Raw genomic sequence first — 19351 nt, forward strand, 5'->3', positions numbered from 1 at the left:
CGACACGACCAATTTACCACCGTCCCAGCAAAGCCATCTTTTTCAGGTACCGCGCTGGAGGTGCCTATTCAGCTATCACGGACCTGCCTCGTCCGCGCGCACCCGGAACCAGGCCGCATACAGGGCCGGCAGGAATACCAGGGTCAGCACCGTACCGACGATAAGCCCGCCCATGATCGAGATCGCCATCGAGCCATAGAAGGCACTGCGCGACAGCGGGATCATCGCCAGCACTGCAGCAAGCGCAGTCAGTACGATCGGCCGGAAGCGGCGTACGGTGGCATCGATGATGGCGTGCCAGCGGTCATGGCCGGCATCGATGTCCTGCTGGATCTGGTCGATCAGGATCACCGAGTTGCGCATGATCATGCCGGCCAGGGCAATCGTGCCCAGCATCGCCACGAAGCCGAACGGCGCCTGGAACAACAGCAGGAACCAGGTCGCACCGATGATGCCCAGCGGTGCGGTGATGAACACCATCGCCGCCCGCGAGAAACTGCGCAGCTGCACCATCAGCAAGGTCGCCACCACCGCCAGGAACAGCGGCATGCCGGCCTTGATCGAGTCCTGGCCGCGCGCGGAGTCCTCCACCGTGCCGCCGGTTTCCAGCAGGTAGCCGCTGGGCAGGGCATCGCGGATCTCGCTCAAGGTCGGCACGATCTGTTCGACCACGCCCACCGGCAGCATGCTGTCGCCGATATCGGCGCGCACGGTGACGGTTGGCAGACGGTCGCGGTGCCAGATGATGCCGTCCTCGAAGGCATATTCCAGCTTGGCCACCTGCGACAGCGATACCGATTTGCCGTTGGCGGTCGGGATGGCCAGGCTGCCGAGCATGTCCAGACGCGCACGCTCGTCATCCGGGCCACGCAGCAGCATGCCGATCGGGCGATTGCCTTCGCGGTAGGTGCTCACGCTCATTCCCGACAGCGAGCTGGTCAGGAACTGTGCGATCTGCGCACTGCTCACGCCCAGTACGCGGGCACGGTCCTGGTCCACGACCAGCCGCACCACCTTGCTCGGCTCGCTCCAGTTGAGGTTGACGTTGGTGGTGTGCGGGTTCTGCCGCACCTTCTCCGCCACCTGCGCGGCAATGGCCTGCACCCGCTCGATATGCTCGCCGGATATACGGAACTGCACCGGATAGCCAACCGGCGGGCCGTTCTCCAGCCGGGTCACGCGCAGCTGCACATCCGCGAACTTCGGCACCACTTCCTTCAACAACCAATCACGCAGCTCCTCGCGCGCCTTGGTGTCCTGCGCCAGCACCACGTACTGGGCAAAGTTGGTGGCTGGCAGCTGCTGGTCCAGCGGCAGGTAGAAGCGCGGCGAACCGTTGCCGACGTAGCCGACAAAGTTGGCTACACCCTTGTGGCCCTTGATCAACGCCTCGAACTTCTCGGCCTGGGCCTGGGTAGCGGTCAGCGATGCGCCTTCGGCCAGTTCGATATCCACCATCAGCTCTGGCCGGGTTGAATCCGGGAAGAACTGCTGCGGCACGAAGCGGAAGATAACCAGCGAGAACACGAACAGCCCTGCCGTGGCCAGGATCACCAGCCAGCGGCGGCGCAGGCAGGCATCCAGGAACACGCGGAAGCGCTGGTAGAACGCGCTCTTGTACGGGTCATGGTCGTGCGCCAGTTCCTTGGGCTTGACCAGGTTGGCCAAGGCCGGATTGCGGTCGGCCCAACGCAGCCGCAGCGCACGCCAGCGCCCGGCGATGCTGCCCGGCTTGGGCGGCTGCGGGTTGTGCAGGTCAGGCAGCATCTTGTCGCCGAGGTAGGGAATGAACAGCACCGCGGCGATCCACGACACCACCAGCGCGATGGTCACCACCTGGAACAGCGAGCGCGTGTATTCACCGGTACTGGATGCAGCCGTGGCAATCGGCAGGAAGCCAGCGGCGGTAATCAGCGTACCGGTCAACATCGGGAAGGCAGTGGATGTCCAGGCAAAACTGGCCGCGCGCAGACGGTCATAGCCCTGCTCCATCTTGGTGGCCATCATCTCCACCGCGATGATCGCGTCATCCACCAATAGACCCAGCGCCAGCACCAGGGCACCCAACGAAATCTTGTGCAGGCCAATGTCGAACTGATGCATGACGAAGAAGGTCATCGCCAACACCAGCGGGATCGACACCGCCACCACCAGGCCGGTGCGCCAGCCCAGCGAGAAGAAGCTCACCAGCAGCACGATCACCACCGCCTCGGTCAGCACCTTGACGAACTCACCCACCGATTCCTTCACCGCATGCGGCTGGTCGGAAACCTTGCGCAGCTGCATGCCGGCCGGCAGCGTCTTCTGCAGTTGCTCGAACTCGCTGTCCAGGGTCTTGCCAAGCTTGAGGATGTCACCGCCATTCTTCATCGCCACGGCAATGCCGATGGCGTCCTCGCCCATGAAACGCATCTTGGCCGAAGCCGGGTCGGCGAAGCCGCGCTTCACCTCGGCGATATCGCCCAGGCGCACGCTGCGATCACCGGTCTGGATCGGGAAATTGCGGATGTCCTCGACCGAGGTGAACTGGCCGGTCACACGCAGCTGCACGCGATCGGTCGGGGTCTCGAACCAGCTGGCCGGGGCCACCGCATTCTGCTGCGCCAGCGCCTGCTGCACCTGCTGCATCGACACGCCCAGCGTCGCCAGCTTGGTGTTGGACAGCTGGATCCATACCTTCTCGTCCTGCAGGCCAATCAGGTCCACCTTGCCCACGTCATCCACGCGCTGCAGCTGCAGCTGGATGCGGTCGGCATAGTCGCGCATCAGCGCATAGTCGAAGCCCTTGCCGGTCAGCGCATAGATATTGCCGAAGGTGTCGCCGAATTCATCGTTGAAGAACGGCCCGATCACTTCGGCCGGCAACTGCGAATGGATGTCGCCGACCTTCTTGCGCACCTGGTAGAACAGCTCGGGCACGTCCTTGGAGCGCATTGAATCGCGCGCCATGAAGATCACCTGCGACTCGCCCGGGCGCGAATAAGCCTGGATGAACTCGAACTGCCCGGTGTTCATCAGTGCCTTCTCAATCGGCTCGGTGACCTGCTTGGACACCTGCTCGGCGGTGGCACCGGGCCACATGGTCTGCACCACCATCGCCTTGAAGGTGAACGGAGGGTCTTCGGACTGCCCCAGGTGCTTGTACGACCAGGCGCCAATGATCGCCATCGCGATCATCATGAACAGCACCAGCGGGCGGTTACCGAGCGCCCATTCGGAGAGATTGAAGCGCTTCACGCCTCACTCCCCTTTCCAGCGCGGAGCCAGCGCCGCTCGGCATTACCGCGAGCATCAGCCCCCATCCCGTCCCCTTCCCCTGCAGGGGGAAGGGCTGAGGTGTCCCACATACAAGATTTCGACAGGCTCATCGCGAGCCCTCCGACGCAGCCTTCTTCGGTGCGCCAAGTTCAATGGGCCTGTTGCTCCTGTCCACGGCAGTCACCGGCTGACCTTCGCGCAGCAGATGGCCGCCAGCGGCAACCACCCAATCTTCAGCCTTCAGACCCTGCAGCACCGGCACGCTTTCCGGGCCGTAGGTGCCCAGCGTCACCGCCCGCGCCTGCAGCTTGCCATCGGCCGGGTTCACCACCCACACGCTGGCCTGCTGCGGCTGCTTGCCAACCTGCACCGCCGCCAACGGCACGCTCATCGCTCCGTTCTTGCCGTGGGCGATAAAGACCCGGGCGCTCTGCCCCAGTTCCACCGCGTCCAGCGCATCGGCGGCCAGGCTGACCCGGGCGGCATAGGTGCGGGCCTGCGGATCGGCGGCCGCGGCGATCTCGCGGATGCTGCCGCCCAGGCGCTTGCCCTGCTGGTTCCACAACTCGACCTCGACCGCCTGGCCAACACTGAAATCGCGGATCGCACTTTCCGGCAAGGCAATGGCCACTTCGCGCGCGCCGTCGGCGGCCAGCGTATAGATGGTCTGGCCGGCGGCCACCACCTGCCCGGCTTCGGCCTCGCGGCTGGCGATCAGGCCGCCTTCCGGGGCAAGCAGCCGGGAATAGGCCGCCTGGTTGCGCGCCACGTCCAGATTGGCCCGCGCCGCATCGGCCTGGCCCTGCGCGGCCTTCAAGGCCGCAGTCTGCGCATCCAGCGCCGACTGGCTGACCAGTTGCTGGCTGGCCAGGGCGTGGTAGCGCTTGTGCTCGTCGCGGGCACGGACCAGATCGGCCTCGGCGGCGGCGTATTGCGCCTGTGCCGCGCGTGCCTGCAGGCTGTAATCGGCCACATCGAGCTGGGCCAGCAACTGGCCCTTGTCCACCCGCTGGCCGGCATCCACCTCACGCCGCAGCAGCTTGCCCCCGACCCGGAAGGACAACGCGGTTTCTTCACGGGCGCGCACCTCGCCCGGATAGGCGCTGACAGTCACATCGTCGTTACCGCCAGGGTGTACAACCAATACCGGCATTGCTGGCACCGGGGCAGGTTCGGTTTTTCCACAGGCAGCAAGCACGGCAAGCAGGACACTGCCGCCAATCCATCGCAGGTTGTTCATGGGTACGGTCGCATTGCAAGGTGAGGGGAATGGCGTATTTCGTCGCCATTACTAAACGCCGCGGTATAGTATAAATATCAAACCATCTGGTCTAGTATTAGCCGATGCCTTCGAAAACACTTTCCCCTGCTGCCGCCAAACCTGCGCCGCGCAATGCTGGCCCCGGTCGTCCCAAGGACCTGGGCAAGCGCGCGGCCATCCTGGAGGCGGCCAAGGAGATGTTCATCGAGCTGGGGTTCAATGGCGTCAGCATGGACGGCATTGCCGCCCGTGCCGGTGTGTCCAAACTCACCGTATACAGCCATTTTGGTGACAAGGAGACCTTGTTCACCGAGGCGATCCAGGCCAAATGCGTGGAAATGATGCCCGACGAGCTGTTTGTCACCGACAGTGAGGGGCCGCTGCGCAGCCAGTTGCTGGGTATTGGCCATGCGTTCTTCACGCTGATCAGCAGCGACGCCGCCATCGCCACCCAGCGCATGATGATGACCCCGGACACCGATGACCGGATCCGCCAGATGTTCTGGCAGGCCGGCCCCGCGCGTACCGAGACCGCCCTGTCTGACTTCCTCGCGGCCCGCGTGGCCAGGGGCGAACTGGTGGTGTCCGATACCGCCCTGGCCGCCCGTCAGTTCTTCTGCCTGATCAAGGGTGAGCTGCATACGCATATGATGTGTGGCCTGTGCGCTGCACCGGACGCCCTGGACGCCGACGCCCATATCGCCGCCAGCGTGGATTTTTTCGTGCGCGCCTATGAGCCCCGCCGGAAAGCTGAATGAACCGGAGGTGCGAGTGACTTCCGGCACTGCGGCTGTCCTTGGGGCCACGGCGATGCTTGGCCCGTACTTTGCGCGCCCCAACCGGTAAAATGACCGGCCTACTGCGCCCGAATCGATGAGTTTTCCATGACGATCAATTTTTCCCACGCCCGCGAAATGATGGTTGAACAGCAGATCCGTCCCTGGGACGTGCTGGAAGTTCGCGTGCTGGACGTGCTGGCCCGCCTGCCGCGCGAGGCGTTTGTCGCCGAAGCCAACCGCGCCCTGGCCTATGCCGATATCGAGCTGCCGCTGGGCCATGGCCAGAAGATGATGAAGCCGGTCATCGAAGGCCGCACCCTGCAGGCGCTGGATCTGCAGCCCACCGACGAAGTGCTGGAAATCGGCACCGGCAGCGGCTTCCTGAGCGCCTGCATCGGCGAGCTGGCGCGCGAAGTGCTGAGCCTGGAAATCCAGCCGGAGCTGGCCGAGCGCGCCCGCCAGAACCTGGATGGCGCCAAGCTGGGCAGCAACGTCCGCATCGAAGTGGCCGACGCCCTGGACTGGCAGAGCCAGCGCCAGTTCGATGCCATCTGCATCACCGGCGCGGTGGAAACCGTACCGGTCCAGTTCCTCAAGATGCTGCGCCCGGGCGGCCGCCTGTTCGCCATCACCGGCACCTCGCCGGTCATGGAAGCGGTGCTGGTCAAGGCTGACGGCAGCGTCGAATCGCTGTTTGAAACCGACCTCGACTACCTGCAGGGCGCCGCCCCCGCAGCGCAGTTCCAACTCTGAAAACGTCCAAGGAAGCCGCAATGATCCGCCGATCCCTCACCTTTGCGCTGGCAGTCGCACTTGCTCCGCTGACCTCCCATGCCGCCGACCTGCTGCAGGTCTACGAAATGGCCCGCAACGGTGACACCCAGCTGGCCGTGGCCGAGTCACAGCGGCTGTACAACAAGGAAGGCCAGGTGCAGGCGCGCGCGGCCCTGCTGCCGCAGATCGGCGGCGAGGCGTCCTTGAACCGTACCCGCACCAAGTACGACGACATCAGCGGCAGCTCCACCTCCAAGACCCGCAGCTACGGCATCAACGGCAGCCAGACCCTGTTCAATTGGAGCCAGTTCGCCAACCTGCGCGCCCAGCGTGATCTCAGCAAGGCAGCCGATTTCAACCTGGATTCGGCCAACGACGAACTGGTGGTGCGCACCGCGACCATCTATTTCAACGTATTGATCGGCATTGAATCGCTGGTCGCCGCGGAAACCAACGAAGCCGCGGCCAAGAAGCAGTTCGACTATGCCGACAAGCGCCTGGAGGTCGGTCTTGCACCGATCACCGACGTGCATGAAGCCCGCGCCCAGTACGACCAGGCCCGTGCCAACACCATCCAGACCCGCAACGTACTGGAAGACGCCTACCAGGCGCTGACCGAACTCACCGGCCAGCCGGTGCGCGACCTGCGCGGCCTGCCGGTGGACTTCCGCCCGGAAGTGCCGGCCAATCGCGCCAATGTCGACCAGCTTGTGGCCGACGCGGTGTCGCGCAACCCGACGCTGAGGGCGCAGGAAATGCAGGTCAGCGCCGCCGAATCGAACGTCTCGGCAGCACGCGGCGGCCATTACCCGACCCTGTCATTGGGCGGCAGCTGGGGCAAGAGCGCGCGTTGGGGTGACAGCACCGGCAGCGGCACTGCGGTCCCCGATGCCACCACCAACTCGATCGGCCTGACCCTGAACGTGCCGATCTTCGCCGGCGGCGCCACCCAATCCGGTGTACGTCAGGCGCTGGCCAATCGCGACATCGCCCAGGACACCTTCGAGCAGCAGAAGCGCGCCGTTGACCGCAACACCCGCAATGCCTACCAGGCCCTGGTAGCCGGCATCAGCGAAGTGGAAGCCCGCCGCCTGACCGTGGTTTCGGCTCAGAGCGCCTACGACGCCTCGCAGGTCGGCCTGGAAGTCGGCACCCGCACCGTGCTGGACGTGGTACAGAACCAGAAGACCCTGTTCCAAGCACAGCTGGACTATGCACAGTCGCGTTACAAGTTCCTGCAGGCACGCCTGGAGTTGAGTCAGGCCATCGGCGACCTGGAGATCAACGAAGTACAGGACATCAACCGCCTGCTCACCGCTGACGCCGCCGCCAAGCTGCAGTCCAACCCGGTCCAGTAACCAGAAAAGCACGATGGATGAGAGAAAAAAGCGGGCGCAAGCCCGCTTTTTTCATTTAAATCGAGGGCCGTACGTGCGGTCGAGCCCAGCGCTGACCAAAGAAAGCAGCCAGACCGGTCAACTCTGGCAACTCCGCCGCGCCTCAGTGCGCGGCAGGCGGCAAGCGCGGCAGGATCAAGGCCACCGTACGCTCCAGCGCGCCCCGCCCATTGGCGACCAGCGCGCGGCCGATGGCAATCATCTGCTCGCGCAGCACATCGTTGTCCAGCAACAGTTCCACTGCCTGCCCGACCTCCGCGGCATCGGCACAGATGCGCAGCGCGCCGGCTTCGTTCATGCGCCGGGAAATCTCTGAAAAGTTATGCAGGTGCGGCCCGGTGACCGCCGCGGTACCCATCGCTGCCGGTTCCAGCAGGTTGTGCCCGCCGATCGGCTGCAGGCTGCCGCCGACAAAGGCCACCTGGGCGCAGGCATAGAAGCCCATCAACTCGCCCAGCGTGTCGATCACGAATACCTGCGTGTCGGCCTGCGGCCATTGCTGCAGTTTGCGGGTCGCCACCCGCCAGCCCTGCTCACGCACCAGTGCCTCTACCTTGGCAAAGCGCTCCGGGTGCCGCGGCGCCCACAGCAACAAGGCCTGCGGGTGCCGTTGCAGCAACGCGGCCTGCATGTCCACCACGGCCTGTTCTTCGCCCTCGTGCGTGCTGGCGGCAATCCACACCGGCCGGCCGGCGGCCACGTGCTGCGCAAAACCCGCCAGCATCGGTGCCGGATCGGGTGGATGCATGTCGAACTTCAGGTTGCCCAGCGCCAGCACCTGATCCGGCCGCGCGCCCAGCTCAACGAAACGCTGCGCATCCTCCTGCGACTGCGCGGCCACGCAGGTCACCGTGCGCAGGGCACGGCCGACCAGCGCACGCAGCAACCGGTAACCCTTGAGCGAACGTGCCGACAGCCGCGCATTGAGGATGTACACCGGGATGCCGCGATCGCGGCAACCAAACAGCATGTTGGGCCACAACTCGGTTTCCAGGATCAGCGCCAGATTGGGCTTGAAATGACCCAGGAAACGGTTGACCGCGCCAGGTACGTCATAAGGCAGATAGACATGGTCCACCGCCTCGCCCCACAAGGCACGCACCCGTTGTGAGCCGGTCGGAGTGATGGTGGTGATGACCCAGCGCAGGTCCGGCCGTTGCGCACGCAAGGTGTTCACCAACGCTGCGGCGGCGTTGACCTCGCCCACCGATACGGCATGCAGCCACACATAGGTGCGGCCGTCGGCAGGTGGATAGGAGGCATAGCGCTCGTCCCAGCGCCGGAAGTATTCACGCACGCGAAAACCACGCCACACCAGGTGGTAGACCGTGATCGGCAACAACAGGTAAAGCACGGCCGAGTACAGGCCACGCAGCAGACGTTCGACTGGATCCTTGCGCATCGACGAAGGATACGGGAGAACGCCTGGAACAGGCGACAACGGCCGCCCACGCGGCACCCGGGCCGCGGACCCGCAGCCCCCAGAACCGGCAACCTTCTGCCCGCATCTACGGCAGGCAAAGCCCACAGGTCACGCGGCGAAATTCGCGCTGGCTTAGAATTGCCGCATGTCCGATTCACCTACCACCGCAACCCGGCCATCACTGTGGCAACCGCGTCATTGGCCCACCTTTGCCTGGCTGGGCGTGGCCATGCTGGCCGCGCGCCTGCCGTGGACATTGCAGCGCGCCCTGGGCCGCGGACTGGGATGGCTGGCGCTGCACCTGGCCCGCAGCCGTCGCCATGCGGCGGAAGTAAACCTCAGGCTCTGTTTCCCCGAACAGGACGAAGCCTGGCGCCAGCGCCTGCTGCGTGACAGTTTTGATGCGCTGGGAGTGGGCGTGTTCGAGTTTGCCCGTGCCTGGTGGGGCAGCATCGATGTGATCCGACCGCAGGTGCAATGGGAGGGGCTGGAGCACCTGAAGGTCCTGCAGGCCGAAGGCCGCGGGGTGCTGCTGGTGTCAGGCCACTTCATGACACTGGAGATGTGCGGTCGCCTGCTCTGCGACCACGTGCCGTTGGCCGGCATGTACCGCCGGTACCGCAACCCGGTGATGGAATGGGCGGTCAAGAGCGGCCGCCTGAAGTACGCAAGTGCGATGTTCGCCAACGAGGACATCCGTGCCACCGTGCGCCACCTCAAGAAAGGCGGCTTCCTCTGGTATGCACCGGACCAGGACATGCGCGGCAAGGACTCGGTATTCGTCCCGTTCTTCGGCATGCCTGCCTCGACCATCACCGCGACCCACCAGTTCGCACGCATGACCGGCTGTGCCGTGGTGCCTTACTTCCACCGTCGCGAAGGCAGCCGTTATGTGCTGAAGATCGCGCCACCGCTGCCGGACTTCCCCACCGACGACGCCGTGGCCGACACCGCCCAGGTCAATGCCGCCATTGAACAGATGGTGCGTGAGGCCCCCAGCCAATACCTGTGGATCCACCGACGTTTCAAGCGCCAGCCGGAAGGACGCAGCAACTTCTACGCGAAGGGCGGGTAATCACTGCCGCCGTGCAGCCCGCTGCGCGCGGCTGCAAACGGGCGTATGCCGTGGCTCGTCATTCCCAGCCACGGCTCCCTTGGTTGTCCGGCTCTTCGGCCAGCAGTGCACCGGCGTACAGGGCCGCCAGCAGGATCGTCAGCCCACCCCAGAAGGCCGAATAGAAGGCCAGGTGGGTGTTGAACGGAAACACCGTCACCAACAGCGCCACCGCGGCGGGCCGCGCCCGGTCGCGTGCCGCCGGCGCGGCAAATGCCCATGCGCGCAGCGCCATGGCCGCGCCTGCCAGCCACAACAGCAACCCCAGCACACCGGTTTCAGCCAGGATTTCCAGCACGATCTGATGTGCGTGCAGTGCCGGCCCCTCTCCCCAGGAAGGCGCCTGTTGCGGCGCGGGGTCACAGTCAGGATAGGCCTCACGGAAGCCGCGCGCACCCACGCCATTGACCGGGTGCTCGCGCACCATGCACAAGGCCGCACCCCAGATCTGGCTGCGCCCGGACAATGCTGCATTTACCCCGCCGCTGTCCCCCGACAATGCCAGCGTGGTACGCGCCACCCGCTCGCGTACCTGCGGTGACACCCCGGCCAGCGCAGCCGTACCCAACACCCCGACCAACAGGGTCAGGACCAGGCCCTTGGCCCCGATCAGCCGCCAACCGGACAGCAGCAACACCAGCGCATAGGTGATCAGCGAAGCGCGTGAGCCGGCCAACACCAGCACCACACCGACGACGGCCGCAGCCAGGAACCAGCCCAGCCGTCCCCAGCGATAACCGACAAAGAACAGCAGGAAAGGCGAAATACTCGCCAGCACCTGACCCAACTTGAGATTGCAGGGGCCGAAAATGCCGGCCAGACGATCAACCTGCGCCATCTCCTGCGGGCTGCACAGCCCATGTCCGCTGATCAGCCACTTCAGCTGGTCCAACGACCAGAACAACGGACTGGTGCCGCCCAACCCCTGGGCCAGGGCATCAAGTGTCCACAGCGCAGCCACCAATGCCAGGCCGACAAAGGTGGTGCCACGCCGCTGCGGTGTGGCCACGGCGATCGCCACCAGCCACATGAAAGGCAGGTAGCGCAGGCCGCCGGCCACCTTGCTCCAGGCCCGTCCCGGATCGGCGGCATCCAGCGCCGAAAGCAGCTGCGGCAACCAGTAGGCAAAGAACAGCACCGTGGTCAGCGCCCATGCCGGCACGCTCAACAGCGGGCCAATGCCGCCGCGCAGGCGCAGCATCAGCAAGCGCACGATGGTAAACAAGGCGCCCAGCACCAGTACCGCCTCGGCGATGCCAGGCAGGGGCCACAGGGCGACGTAGGCGATTACCCATACTGGCGCCCAGCGGCCTGCCAGACCGGCATCCTTCACAATCGGGCGGTCAACCAACGAGTTCTGCATAGACATCCAGGGTGGCGCGCTGCATCGCCTGCAAAGTGAAGGGGATACGGTGCGGCAAAGGCGGGGGATCGTGCAACAGCAGCGCAGCCCGCTGCGCCAGCACGCTGGCCTGGCCCAGCGGTAAGGCGCCGGAAGGTTGCAACTGAGCAAGCAACTCCCCTACCCCGCCGTGGTCCCAGCCCAGTACCGGGCGACCTACCGACAGTGCCTCCAGCACGGTGCGGCCGAAGGCCTCGGGCTTGTCGGACAGTTGCAGCACCAGATCGCTGGCCGCGTAGGCTTCGGCAATACGGCTGGTGGGCTCGGTGACCAACAACCGCTCCGCCACCCCCAGGCCTTGCGCCAGGGCTTCAAGCTCGCCGACATAAGCCTCCCGCCCCGGCTCGCGCGCACCCGGCAGCCACAGCAGCGCCTGCTGACCAACCAGTTGCAGGTCCGCCAGCAGCTGGATGGCATGCGCATGCCCTTTCAGGCGGGTGCCGCGCCCAGGCAGCAGCAACAGCGGGGCATCGCCAGCCAAGCCGGGGTAGCGTGCCGCCACCGCCAGCCGTGCCCGCCGGTCACTGCGGGCAACCCGGGGAAACTGCTGCACATCCACCCCGCGCGGAATCACCCGCAGCTTGCCCGGATCGGTGGTGGGGTAGTGCCGCAGCAGATAGTCGTGCACCGTCTGCGAAACGCAGATCACCCGCTCACCACTGGCCATGATGCCGCTGTAACGCCCCGGCGAGTTCAGCCCATGCATGGTGGTGAGCCAATGCGGACGCGTGCCTGCCGGCATGCCGCGCAACGCATACCAGCCCAGCCAGGCAGGCAGGCGCGAACGGGCATGCACGATATCGGCGCCGGTGTCGGTGAACAGCTGCCGCAGTGACGCCACATGGCGCAGGGTCAACAGCGACTTGCGACCGATATCCAGGGTCAGGTGCTCGGCCCCGCTGTCCAGCAGGGCTTGCACCAAGCGGCCGCCAGCCGACACCACGATGGCGCGGTGGCCTGCGGCGACCAGCGCACGGGCGATTTCCAGGGTTGAGCGCTCCACACCGCCGGAGTGCAGCGCGGGCAGCAACTGCACCACAGTCAGGCGGCGCATCGTCGTGCTCAGTCGACCAGCACGAACACCGAGCCGCAATACGGGCACGCGGCCTCGCCATTGGGCTCATTCTCGATCGGCAGATAGACGCGCGGATGCGAGTTCCACAACGCCATTTCCGGCGTCGGGCAGCTCAGCGGCAGGTCGGCGCGATGCACGTTGTAGCGCTTCTCGGCATTGGCGGGCGCGTTGGCGGTATGGCTCATGGCGTCATTCACAATAAAAGCAGGACCTGCCAATTCTAGCAGCGACCGGCGCCGCTGCGGCTGCGCCCGCACCGCCCTGCCCCTCAGCGCCCCGCAGCGGCAACGGGCAGTTCCTGCAGGCGGCCACCTGCCTGCATTGCCAGCACCCTGTCGGCGCTGGCCGCGCTCCCAAGCCGTTGCGAAAGAATCAGCCGGGTCATGCGCAACTGCCCAAGCATGGCCACAACCTGGCGTTCACCCTCGGCATCCAGGTGGCAGGTCGCCTCGTCCAGCAGCAACAGGCCCGCCTGCCGGTACAGCGCCCGTGCCAACAGCAGCCGCTGACGCTGCCCGGCGGACAGACCATCGCCCATTTCATCGACCAACGCGTGGTAGCCCATGGCCCCGGCGACGATATCCTCATGCAGGCCCGCCAGGCGTGCCGCCGCTTCAATCCTGGGCAGGTCGGCGATCGGCTCGAAGAAGCCGATGTTGTCGGCAATACTGCCTGCGAACAATGCGTCATCCTGCATCACCACCGCACTCAGCCTGCGCAGTTCGCGGGGCGTCAGTTCCCTGCCATCGATACGGATGCTGCCGCTGGTGGGCTGCAGCAGACCAAGCAACAACTTCAGCAGGGTAGTCTTGCCACATGCGGAAACACCGACAATGGCCAGTGACTCACCGGCCTGGATGCTGAAACTGCAATCCCTCAGCACCCAGGCCGCAGTACTGCCATGGCGGAATGACAGGTTTTCCACTTCCAGCCGCAGCGCGCCAGCGGCCAACGGCAGCGGCAGGTTGCTGGCCTCCGGCGTTGCCAGCATGAGCTCGGCAACATGCGCAACCTGCAGTCGCGCAAGCCGCAGCTGCAATCCGGTATCGATCAGTGCCGCCATGCGTGTGGTGAATTGATCCTTGTACGCCAGATAGGCAATCAGCATGCCCAATGAAAGTATCTGCTCCATTACCAGCGAGGCACCGATCCAGATCGCCACGATGCATTCGAGCCCCCGCAACAACTGGCCCGCGCCACTGCATCCCAGTTCCAACCGTGCCAGCAGCGTCTGCGCGTTGCTGGCCTCGGCAAGCAGGTTGCCGTGCATGCTGCGTCGCTGCGCCTCCTTGCCTGCAAGTTTCAGGCTGCGCATCCCGCGCAACAACTCCAGTTCATGTGCATGCGCACAGGCTTCTGCCGCCAGCTGCCGACGGCGCCCTTCCTGCTGCCGCCGCCCCGTCAGGCCGCGCACCAGCCCATACAGCAGCATCGCCACCACACTTACCAGTGCCAATGCCCAGCTGTAGAGCAGCATCAACACCAACGCGGCCAGCGCCATCATCGCGTCGACCAGCACACCGATGCAGCGCCCACCCAGCAGGCGCTGGATATCCCGCGCTGCCACCAGCATCGACTGCAGCTGCGCCAGCCGCCGCCCTTCGAAGAAGCGCATGGGTAGCCCGAGCAACTGTCCGAACACGTTGTTCATCCACTGCAACCCGACGCGCGCGCCCAGATACTGGACGATGGCGTCCCGCAGGATGCCAATGCCGATCTGCAGCAGCAGGACCAGGCCAAAACCCAGGCCCAGCAGGGTCAACAGCTCACGATCCGACGACAGCAGCACCTTGTCGACCACCCACTGCAACAGCAGCGGCGACAACAGCAGGGTCACCTGCAGCAACAAGGACAACACGCCGATCTGGGCAAGCAATGCCCGCAGGCCTGGCACCGCGCCGATCAATTGCCGCAGGCCCAGCCTGGGCAATGCCGGACGCGGCGGGAATTCGTGGAGGGCATGCAGCTCCACGGCGACACCGGAAAAGTGTTGGGCGATCTCGTTCAAACCCAGCCGGCGTTCACCCGTTGCCGGATCAAGCACGGTGGCCACGCCGCCTTCCAGCTTTGCCAGTACGACGAAGTGTTGCAGTTGCCAATGCAGGACACAGGGCAATGCCAGTTGCCCCAGCGCCTCGAGCGGCAGGTTCACCACCCGTGCCGCCAGGCCCAGGTGCCCGGCCACGTCCACCAGTTGCGCGGGGTCGCCTTTGTTCGCGGCGGGAAAGGAAAGCCGCAACTCGACCAACCGCACCCGCACGCCATAGGCCGACGCCACCGTTGCCACCGCAGCCAAACCACTTTCACCGACATCCGACGACGCCACCAGTTGCATCGTCAGGGGCTTCTGCTCATACATGCGAAACCCCGCCGTCAAACGCCCTGACCCGACCCATGGGCCGACCTGACCCACACAATGGAGTCGTACACATCAAGCACCATGCAGCCTGCGCCAGCCGCGCTGCAACGGTTCCAACACCCACTCGATCACGCGCCTGCGCTCGCCAAGCAGGTCGGCATCCAGCCGCATGCCAGGCTTCAATGTCGTCGCAGCGCCGGTCATCGGCCACGACTGCTGTGCCAACTCGACCGTCACCCGGTAGAACGGCCCACCGGCCTTCACCGTGCCGGTCAACTGCAACAATTCCGCTTCAGCCAACGCGGCCTTGCCGATACTGACCACCACCCCGGCCTGATGGCCATATTGCTGATAGGGGAATGCTGCATACCGCAGCTGCACGGTGTCGCCCGGCGCCATGGCACCGATCGCGGCCCCCGGGACCAGCAACTCCGCTTCAAGACGTCCATCCCCAGGCAATACACTCATCAGCAGTTGCCCGGCCCGGATCGACTGGCCGGCCTTCACCACCTGACTGCTGAGCACGCCATCCACCGGCGCTTTGATCACCACGCTGTCTCGCCCCGCGACCTGGGCCGGCCACATCGCCGCATCGGGCGCACGCTCGTGCGCTTCGGAGCCATGGTTGCCGGCGGCGCTGCGTCCTGAACTTTCCATCCGCGCGATCCGCTGCCGCACCTGCGCAGCCTGGCGGTGCAGCGCCTGCACCTGTGCAGCACGATCCAGCACCTGCGATTGCTGCAGATCAAGCTGTACCCTGCTCACATACCCCAGTTGGGCAAACTGCCTGTACCGTGCATGCATGTCCCTGGCCAGGCGCAGCTGCCGTCCCCGCGTCCCCTGCTCCGCCTCGATCTGGGCCAGCTCTGTACGTGCATCCAGCAGTTGCCTCGCAAGCGCATCCACCACTGCTGGATCGGGCGCGACAAGCGGCGATATGCCTTCAACAATGGCCAGCGCTTTCTGCGCAACGGCATCGGCACCATCAACCGCCGCCACTGACACCCGCAATGGCTCGATCTGCAGCAGTGCGTCGCCCGCAGTGACATGCTCCCCGTCAGCGGCACCCACCCACTTCACCCGCCCTGCCAGCGGCGCTGCCAACGCCGCCGCGCCCTGCACCGGCACCAGCCGACCCTCAACCGAATGGCGCTGGGTGTAGGAGCAGGCAAACACGAGTGCAATAAATGCTGCAGCGAAGAGAACTGTAACTGCAGTTGATGCAAACAGAAGACGCGGCGGTGCCACGAGCACATCACCCTGCCACTGTGGGCGCATCTGCTGCACGACATCCTGACGAAACAGGTGCGATGACATTACTCAGTACCGACGAAGGAAAACCAGAAACACGACTTTGTGCGATCGGTCAGCAGCACGCAATTCACCCCACACGCAAAGATCACTTGCACCGACTTGTCGACAATTTGAATCACCCAATAATTCACCGTTGCGCAAGCGCCATTGGCAAAATTCGACAATATCGATGACTACCTCATCCTTGGCATTCCATGTCCGTAATGAACATTGACAATAAGTCTTCGCCGACCGCGCGATTGCGTAATCACTTAGGCTTTAGTCGGCTCTCATGGTCCGCGTTCAAGGAGGACTTTTTTTCATGCATGACCATCTAGGGATCCGTATCCGCAAGGCGCGGAGAAAGATGAAAATGACGCAGGCGGAGTTGGCGACCCAACTCAAGGTAAGCCGCAGCGCAGTAGGAAACTGGGAAAGCCCAACGGGCATATCACCCAGCACCACACGACTGATCACCATTGCCCTGGTGACCGATGTTTCGTTTGAGTGGCTGGCAACAGGGCGCGGCGAGCTGGATGCCGTGCCGCGTGAAACCCCCATTGGTGAGGGCATGGAAATGATCGACGACCCGAGTGAACGCCGCCTGCTCAAGGCCTACCGTTCATGCCGTGCAGCCACACGCAAGCTGGTGCTGCAGATCGTCGAGACGCAGAAGGTGGCGCAGTTCTAGCAACACCCGTCCGGGCGCAATGCCCGCAAACGCGAAAGCCGGCACGAGGCCGGCTTCCGCTTGCTTACCGCCTGGCGCAGGATCAAACGTTGCGTTCGGCTTCCATCTGCTTGCGGATCTGTGCATCCACGGCGGCGATGGCCGTCATGTTCAACACGCGACGTGAGCTGGCGCTGCTGGTGAGGATGTGCACCGGCTTGGTCATGCCCATCAGGATCGGACCGATCGCCACGCCATTGGTGAACACGCGCACCAGGTTGTAGGCGATGTTGGCTGCTTCCAGATTCGGCAGCACAAACAGGTTGGCACGGCCCTTGAGCGTGCTGTTGGGCAGCAGCTTCTCGCGCAATGCCTCATCCCATGCGGTGTCACCCTGCATTTCGCCGTCCACGTTCAAGCGTGGGTTGCGCTTGAGCAGCGCTTCGCGCACCTGGCGCATCTTCAGCGCGTCCTTGGAATCGTGGCTGCCGAAGTTGGAGTGCGACAGCAGCGCGATCTTCGGCTCGATGCCGAACAGCTTCATGCGGTAGGCCGCCTGCAGCGTGGATTCGACGATCTGCTCGACGGTCGGGTCTTCCTGCACGTGCGTATCAACAAAGAAGAACACGCCCTGGTTGTTGATCACGCCGGTCATCGCCGAGGTGGAGCTGACCTTGGGCTCCAGCGGGATAACGCTGCGCACATAGCCCAGCTTCTTGTGGAAGCGGCCAACCAGGCCCGACAGCATGGCATCGGCCTCGCCACGGGCCACCATCACCGCCGCGATCAGGGTCGGGCGCGAGCGCATCAGGTTCTTGGCAGCAGCCACGGTGACGCCCTTGCGGCCGGTCATGTCGTGGTAATACTGCCAGTAGTCGTTGAAGCGCGGATCGTCGTTGATGTTGGTGATTTCGAAATCGACGCCGGCCCGCATGCGCAGGGCCAACCGCTCGATGCGCGCTTCGATGACATCGGGGCGGCCGATCAGGATCGGGAAGGCCACGCCTTCATCGATGACGTTCTGCACCGCCTGCAGCACCACTTCCTCTTCACCCTCGGCGTAGACCACGCGCTGCTTGTCCGAGCGGGCACGGTCATAGACCGGCTTCATGAACAGACTGGTGCGGTAGACGAACTGGGCCAGCTTGTCGCGGTACGCGGCCATGTCGGCAATCGGCCGCGTGGCCACCCCCGAGTCCATCGCCGCCTGGGCCACGGCCGAGGACAGCTCTACCAGCAGGCGGCGGTCGAACGGACGCGGGATCACATAGTCACGGCCGAAGCTGGGCACCTCGCCACCGTAGGCGGCGCCCAGGTCGGACGCCTCCTTGCGGGCCAGTGCGGCAATCGCACGCACGCAGGCTACCTTCATCTCTTCGTTGATGGTGGTCGCGCCGACGTCCAGCGCACCGCGGAACAGGTAGGGGAAGCACAGCGCGTTGTTGACCTGGTTGGGATAGTCCGACCGGCCGGTGCCCATGATGATGTCCGGGCGCACCGCGTTGGCGTCTTCCGGCAGGATTTCCGGGTAGGGATTGGCCAGGGCGAAGATCACCGGATCACGCGCCATGCTGGCGACCATGTCCTTGCTGAGGATGCCACCGGCCGACAGGCCCAGGAAGATGTCCGCGCCATCGACGATCTCGGCCAGCGTGCGCTTGTCGGTATCGCGGGCGTAGCGGGCCTTCTCCGGGTCCAGGTCGGTACGGCCGGTGTGGATCACGCCGTCACGGTCGTAGGCCAGGATGTTTTCCGGCTTCAGGCCCAGCGAGACCAGCATGTTGACGCAGGAAATGCCCGCCGCGCCCATGCCGGTGGTGGCCAGCTTGACCTCTTCGATCTTCTTGCCGGTGATGACCATGGCGTTGAGCACGGCGGCGCCGACGATGATCGCGGTGCCGTGCTGGTCGTCATGGAATACGGGGATGTTCATCCGCTCGCGCAGCTTGCGCTCGACGATGAAGCACTCCGGTGCCTTGATGTCTTCCAGGTTGATGCCGCCGAAGGTGGGCTCCAGCGAGGCGATGATATCGACCAGCTTGTCCGGGTCGTTCTCGTTGACTTCGATGTCGAACACATCGATGCCGGCGAACTTCTGGAACAGCACGCCCTTGCCTTCCATCACCGGCTTGCCGGCAAGCGGGCCGATGTTGCCCAGGCCCAGCACGGCGGTGCCATTGGTCACGACGCCAACGAGATTGCCGCGCGCGGTCATCTCGCTGGCCATGGCCGGGTCTTCCATGATCGCTTCGCAGGCGTGCGCGACACCCGGCGAATACGCCAGCGACAGATCGCGCTGGGTCAACATGGGCTTGGTAGCCACCACCTTGATCTTGCCGGGCGGCGACATGCGGTGGTAGTCGAGGGCGGCCTGTTTGAAATCTTCTTTGGACATCGAGATGGGAACGGTAGCGGGCAAGAAGGACAGCGGATGATACCGCCGTTGACGGTGCTGGACCTGTCGCGATGCTGTCGCTGTCATGCTGCAGGTGCACAATCCGCAGCTATTGCGACCAAACCGGCAAAGTATGTGCGCCTGCGATGAC

At 64.7% G+C, this 19351-nt stretch carries 14 protein-coding genes; 5 read left to right on the forward strand and 9 right to left on the reverse strand.

Features of this window, described 5'->3' with window-relative positions; all coding sequences use genetic code 11:
- Positions 1-75 precede the first annotated feature (75 nt).
- Together B2527_RS13780 and B2527_RS13785 are read right to left on the reverse strand one after the other, a co-directional pair.
- Positions 76-3237 (reverse strand): efflux RND transporter permease subunit, encoded by a 3162-nt coding sequence (locus tag B2527_RS13780; RefSeq protein WP_293714419.1) that lies wholly within the window; start codon positions 3235-3237, stop codon positions 76-78.
- Positions 3238-3364: 127 nt separating this feature from the next.
- Positions 3365-4498 carry an efflux RND transporter periplasmic adaptor subunit gene (locus B2527_RS13785; RefSeq protein WP_343124764.1) on the reverse strand — a complete coding sequence of 378 codons (1134 nt, stop codon included), beginning with the start codon at positions 4496-4498 and terminating at the stop codon, positions 3365-3367.
- Between the two features lie 104 nt (positions 4499-4602).
- Between B2527_RS13785 and B2527_RS13790 the strand changes: the two genes are divergently transcribed.
- The 3 genes from B2527_RS13790 to B2527_RS13800 all read left to right on the forward strand — a co-directional run bounded on the left by B2527_RS13790 (position 4603) and on the right by B2527_RS13800 (position 7430).
- On the forward strand, positions 4603-5277 hold the full coding sequence (locus tag B2527_RS13790) for a TetR/AcrR family transcriptional regulator (protein ID WP_293714423.1): 675 nt from the start codon (positions 4603-4605) through the stop codon (positions 5275-5277).
- A gap of 126 nt (positions 5278-5403) precedes the next feature.
- Complete coding sequence (locus B2527_RS13795) at positions 5404-6051, forward strand: protein-L-isoaspartate O-methyltransferase family protein (protein ID WP_293714425.1); 648 nt, start codon at positions 5404-5406, stop codon at positions 6049-6051.
- Between the two features lie 20 nt (positions 6052-6071).
- Positions 6072-7430 carry a TolC family outer membrane protein gene (locus tag B2527_RS13800; protein WP_293714427.1) on the forward strand — a complete coding sequence of 453 codons (1359 nt, stop codon included), beginning with the start codon at positions 6072-6074 and terminating at the stop codon, positions 7428-7430.
- A 142-nt stretch (positions 7431-7572) separates the two neighbouring features.
- Here B2527_RS13800 and waaA read toward each other — a convergent pair whose 3' ends face one another.
- Entirely contained in the window at positions 7573-8871 is a 1299-nt protein-coding gene (gene waaA, locus B2527_RS13805) for a lipid IV(A) 3-deoxy-D-manno-octulosonic acid transferase (protein WP_293714429.1), read from the reverse strand.
- A 166-nt stretch (positions 8872-9037) separates the two neighbouring features.
- Between waaA and B2527_RS13810 the strand changes: the two genes are divergently transcribed.
- Entirely contained in the window at positions 9038-9967 is a 930-nt protein-coding gene (locus B2527_RS13810; RefSeq protein WP_293714431.1) for an LpxL/LpxP family Kdo(2)-lipid IV(A) lauroyl/palmitoleoyl acyltransferase, read from the forward strand.
- A gap of 58 nt (positions 9968-10025) precedes the next feature.
- On the opposite strand, the gene B2527_RS13815 is transcribed toward B2527_RS13810, so the two are convergent.
- From B2527_RS13815 to B2527_RS13835, 5 genes are all read right to left on the reverse strand, one after another.
- Positions 10026-11369, reverse strand: a complete 1344-nt coding sequence (locus B2527_RS13815; RefSeq protein WP_293714433.1) for an O-antigen ligase family protein — start codon at positions 11367-11369, stop codon at positions 10026-10028.
- Complete coding sequence (locus B2527_RS13820; RefSeq protein ID WP_293714435.1) at positions 11350-12462, reverse strand: glycosyltransferase; 1113 nt, start codon at positions 12460-12462, stop codon at positions 11350-11352. Before B2527_RS13820 ends, B2527_RS13815 begins: the two co-directional genes overlap by 20 nt.
- Positions 12463-12470: 8 nt before the next feature.
- Positions 12471-12668 carry a zinc-finger domain-containing protein gene (locus tag B2527_RS13825; RefSeq protein ID WP_293714437.1) on the reverse strand — a complete coding sequence of 66 codons (198 nt, stop codon included), beginning with the start codon at positions 12666-12668 and terminating at the stop codon, positions 12471-12473.
- An 83-nt stretch (positions 12669-12751) separates the two neighbouring features.
- Positions 12752-14818 carry a peptidase domain-containing ABC transporter gene (locus B2527_RS13830; RefSeq protein WP_414717098.1) on the reverse strand — a complete coding sequence of 689 codons (2067 nt, stop codon included), beginning with the start codon at positions 14816-14818 and terminating at the stop codon, positions 12752-12754.
- Positions 14819-14914: 96 nt separating this feature from the next.
- A complete protein-coding gene (locus B2527_RS13835) occupies positions 14915-16018 on the reverse strand; it encodes an HlyD family secretion protein (RefSeq protein WP_293714441.1) in 1104 nt (367 codons plus the stop codon).
- 439 nt (positions 16019-16457) lie between these two features.
- Here B2527_RS13835 and B2527_RS13840 point away from each other — a divergent pair, with 439 nt between their 5' ends.
- On the forward strand, positions 16458-16826 hold the full coding sequence (locus tag B2527_RS13840) for a helix-turn-helix transcriptional regulator (RefSeq protein ID WP_293714443.1): 369 nt from the start codon (positions 16458-16460) through the stop codon (positions 16824-16826).
- A gap of 82 nt (positions 16827-16908) precedes the next feature.
- Here B2527_RS13840 and B2527_RS13845 read toward each other — a convergent pair whose 3' ends face one another.
- Positions 16909-19200, reverse strand: a complete 2292-nt coding sequence (locus B2527_RS13845) for an NADP-dependent malic enzyme (protein WP_293714445.1) — start codon at positions 19198-19200, stop codon at positions 16909-16911.
- Positions 19201-19351: the final 151 nt, after the last annotated feature.

Origin of the sequence: Stenotrophomonas sp. UBA7606 (assembly GCF_002477705.1) — a bacterium.
Lineage (GTDB): Bacteria > Pseudomonadota > Gammaproteobacteria > Xanthomonadales > Xanthomonadaceae > Stenotrophomonas.

Bases quoted from the DNA above. Each gene is read 5' to 3' on its own strand.
- B2527_RS13785 (WP_343124764.1), bottom strand. From the start codon at position 4,498: ATGAACAACCTGCGATGGATTGGCGGCAGTGTCCTGCTTGCCGTGCTT.
- B2527_RS13790 (WP_293714423.1), top strand. From the start codon at position 4,603: ATGCCTTCGAAAACACTTTCCCCTGCTGCCGCCAAACCTGCGCCGCGC.
- B2527_RS13795 (WP_293714425.1), top strand. From the start codon at position 5,404: ATGACGATCAATTTTTCCCACGCCCGCGAAATGATGGTTGAACAGCAG.
- B2527_RS13800 (WP_293714427.1), top strand. From the start codon at position 6,072: ATGATCCGCCGATCCCTCACCTTTGCGCTGGCAGTCGCACTTGCTCCG.
- waaA (WP_293714429.1), bottom strand. From the start codon at position 8,871: ATGCGCAAGGATCCAGTCGAACGTCTGCTGCGTGGCCTGTACTCGGCC.
- B2527_RS13810 (WP_293714431.1), top strand. From the start codon at position 9,038: ATGTCCGATTCACCTACCACCGCAACCCGGCCATCACTGTGGCAACCG.
- B2527_RS13815 (WP_293714433.1), bottom strand. From the start codon at position 11,369: ATGCAGAACTCGTTGGTTGACCGCCCGATTGTGAAGGATGCCGGTCTG.
- B2527_RS13820 (WP_293714435.1), bottom strand. From the start codon at position 12,462: ATGCGCCGCCTGACTGTGGTGCAGTTGCTGCCCGCGCTGCACTCCGGC.
- B2527_RS13825 (WP_293714437.1), bottom strand. From the start codon at position 12,668: ATGAGCCATACCGCCAACGCGCCCGCCAATGCCGAGAAGCGCTACAAC.
- B2527_RS13830 (WP_414717098.1), bottom strand. From the start codon at position 14,818: ATGCAACTGGTGGCGTCGTCGGATGTCGGTGAAAGTGGTTTGGCTGCG.
- B2527_RS13840 (WP_293714443.1), top strand. From the start codon at position 16,458: ATGCATGACCATCTAGGGATCCGTATCCGCAAGGCGCGGAGAAAGATG.
- B2527_RS13845 (WP_293714445.1), bottom strand. From the start codon at position 19,200: ATGTCCAAAGAAGATTTCAAACAGGCCGCCCTCGACTACCACCGCATG.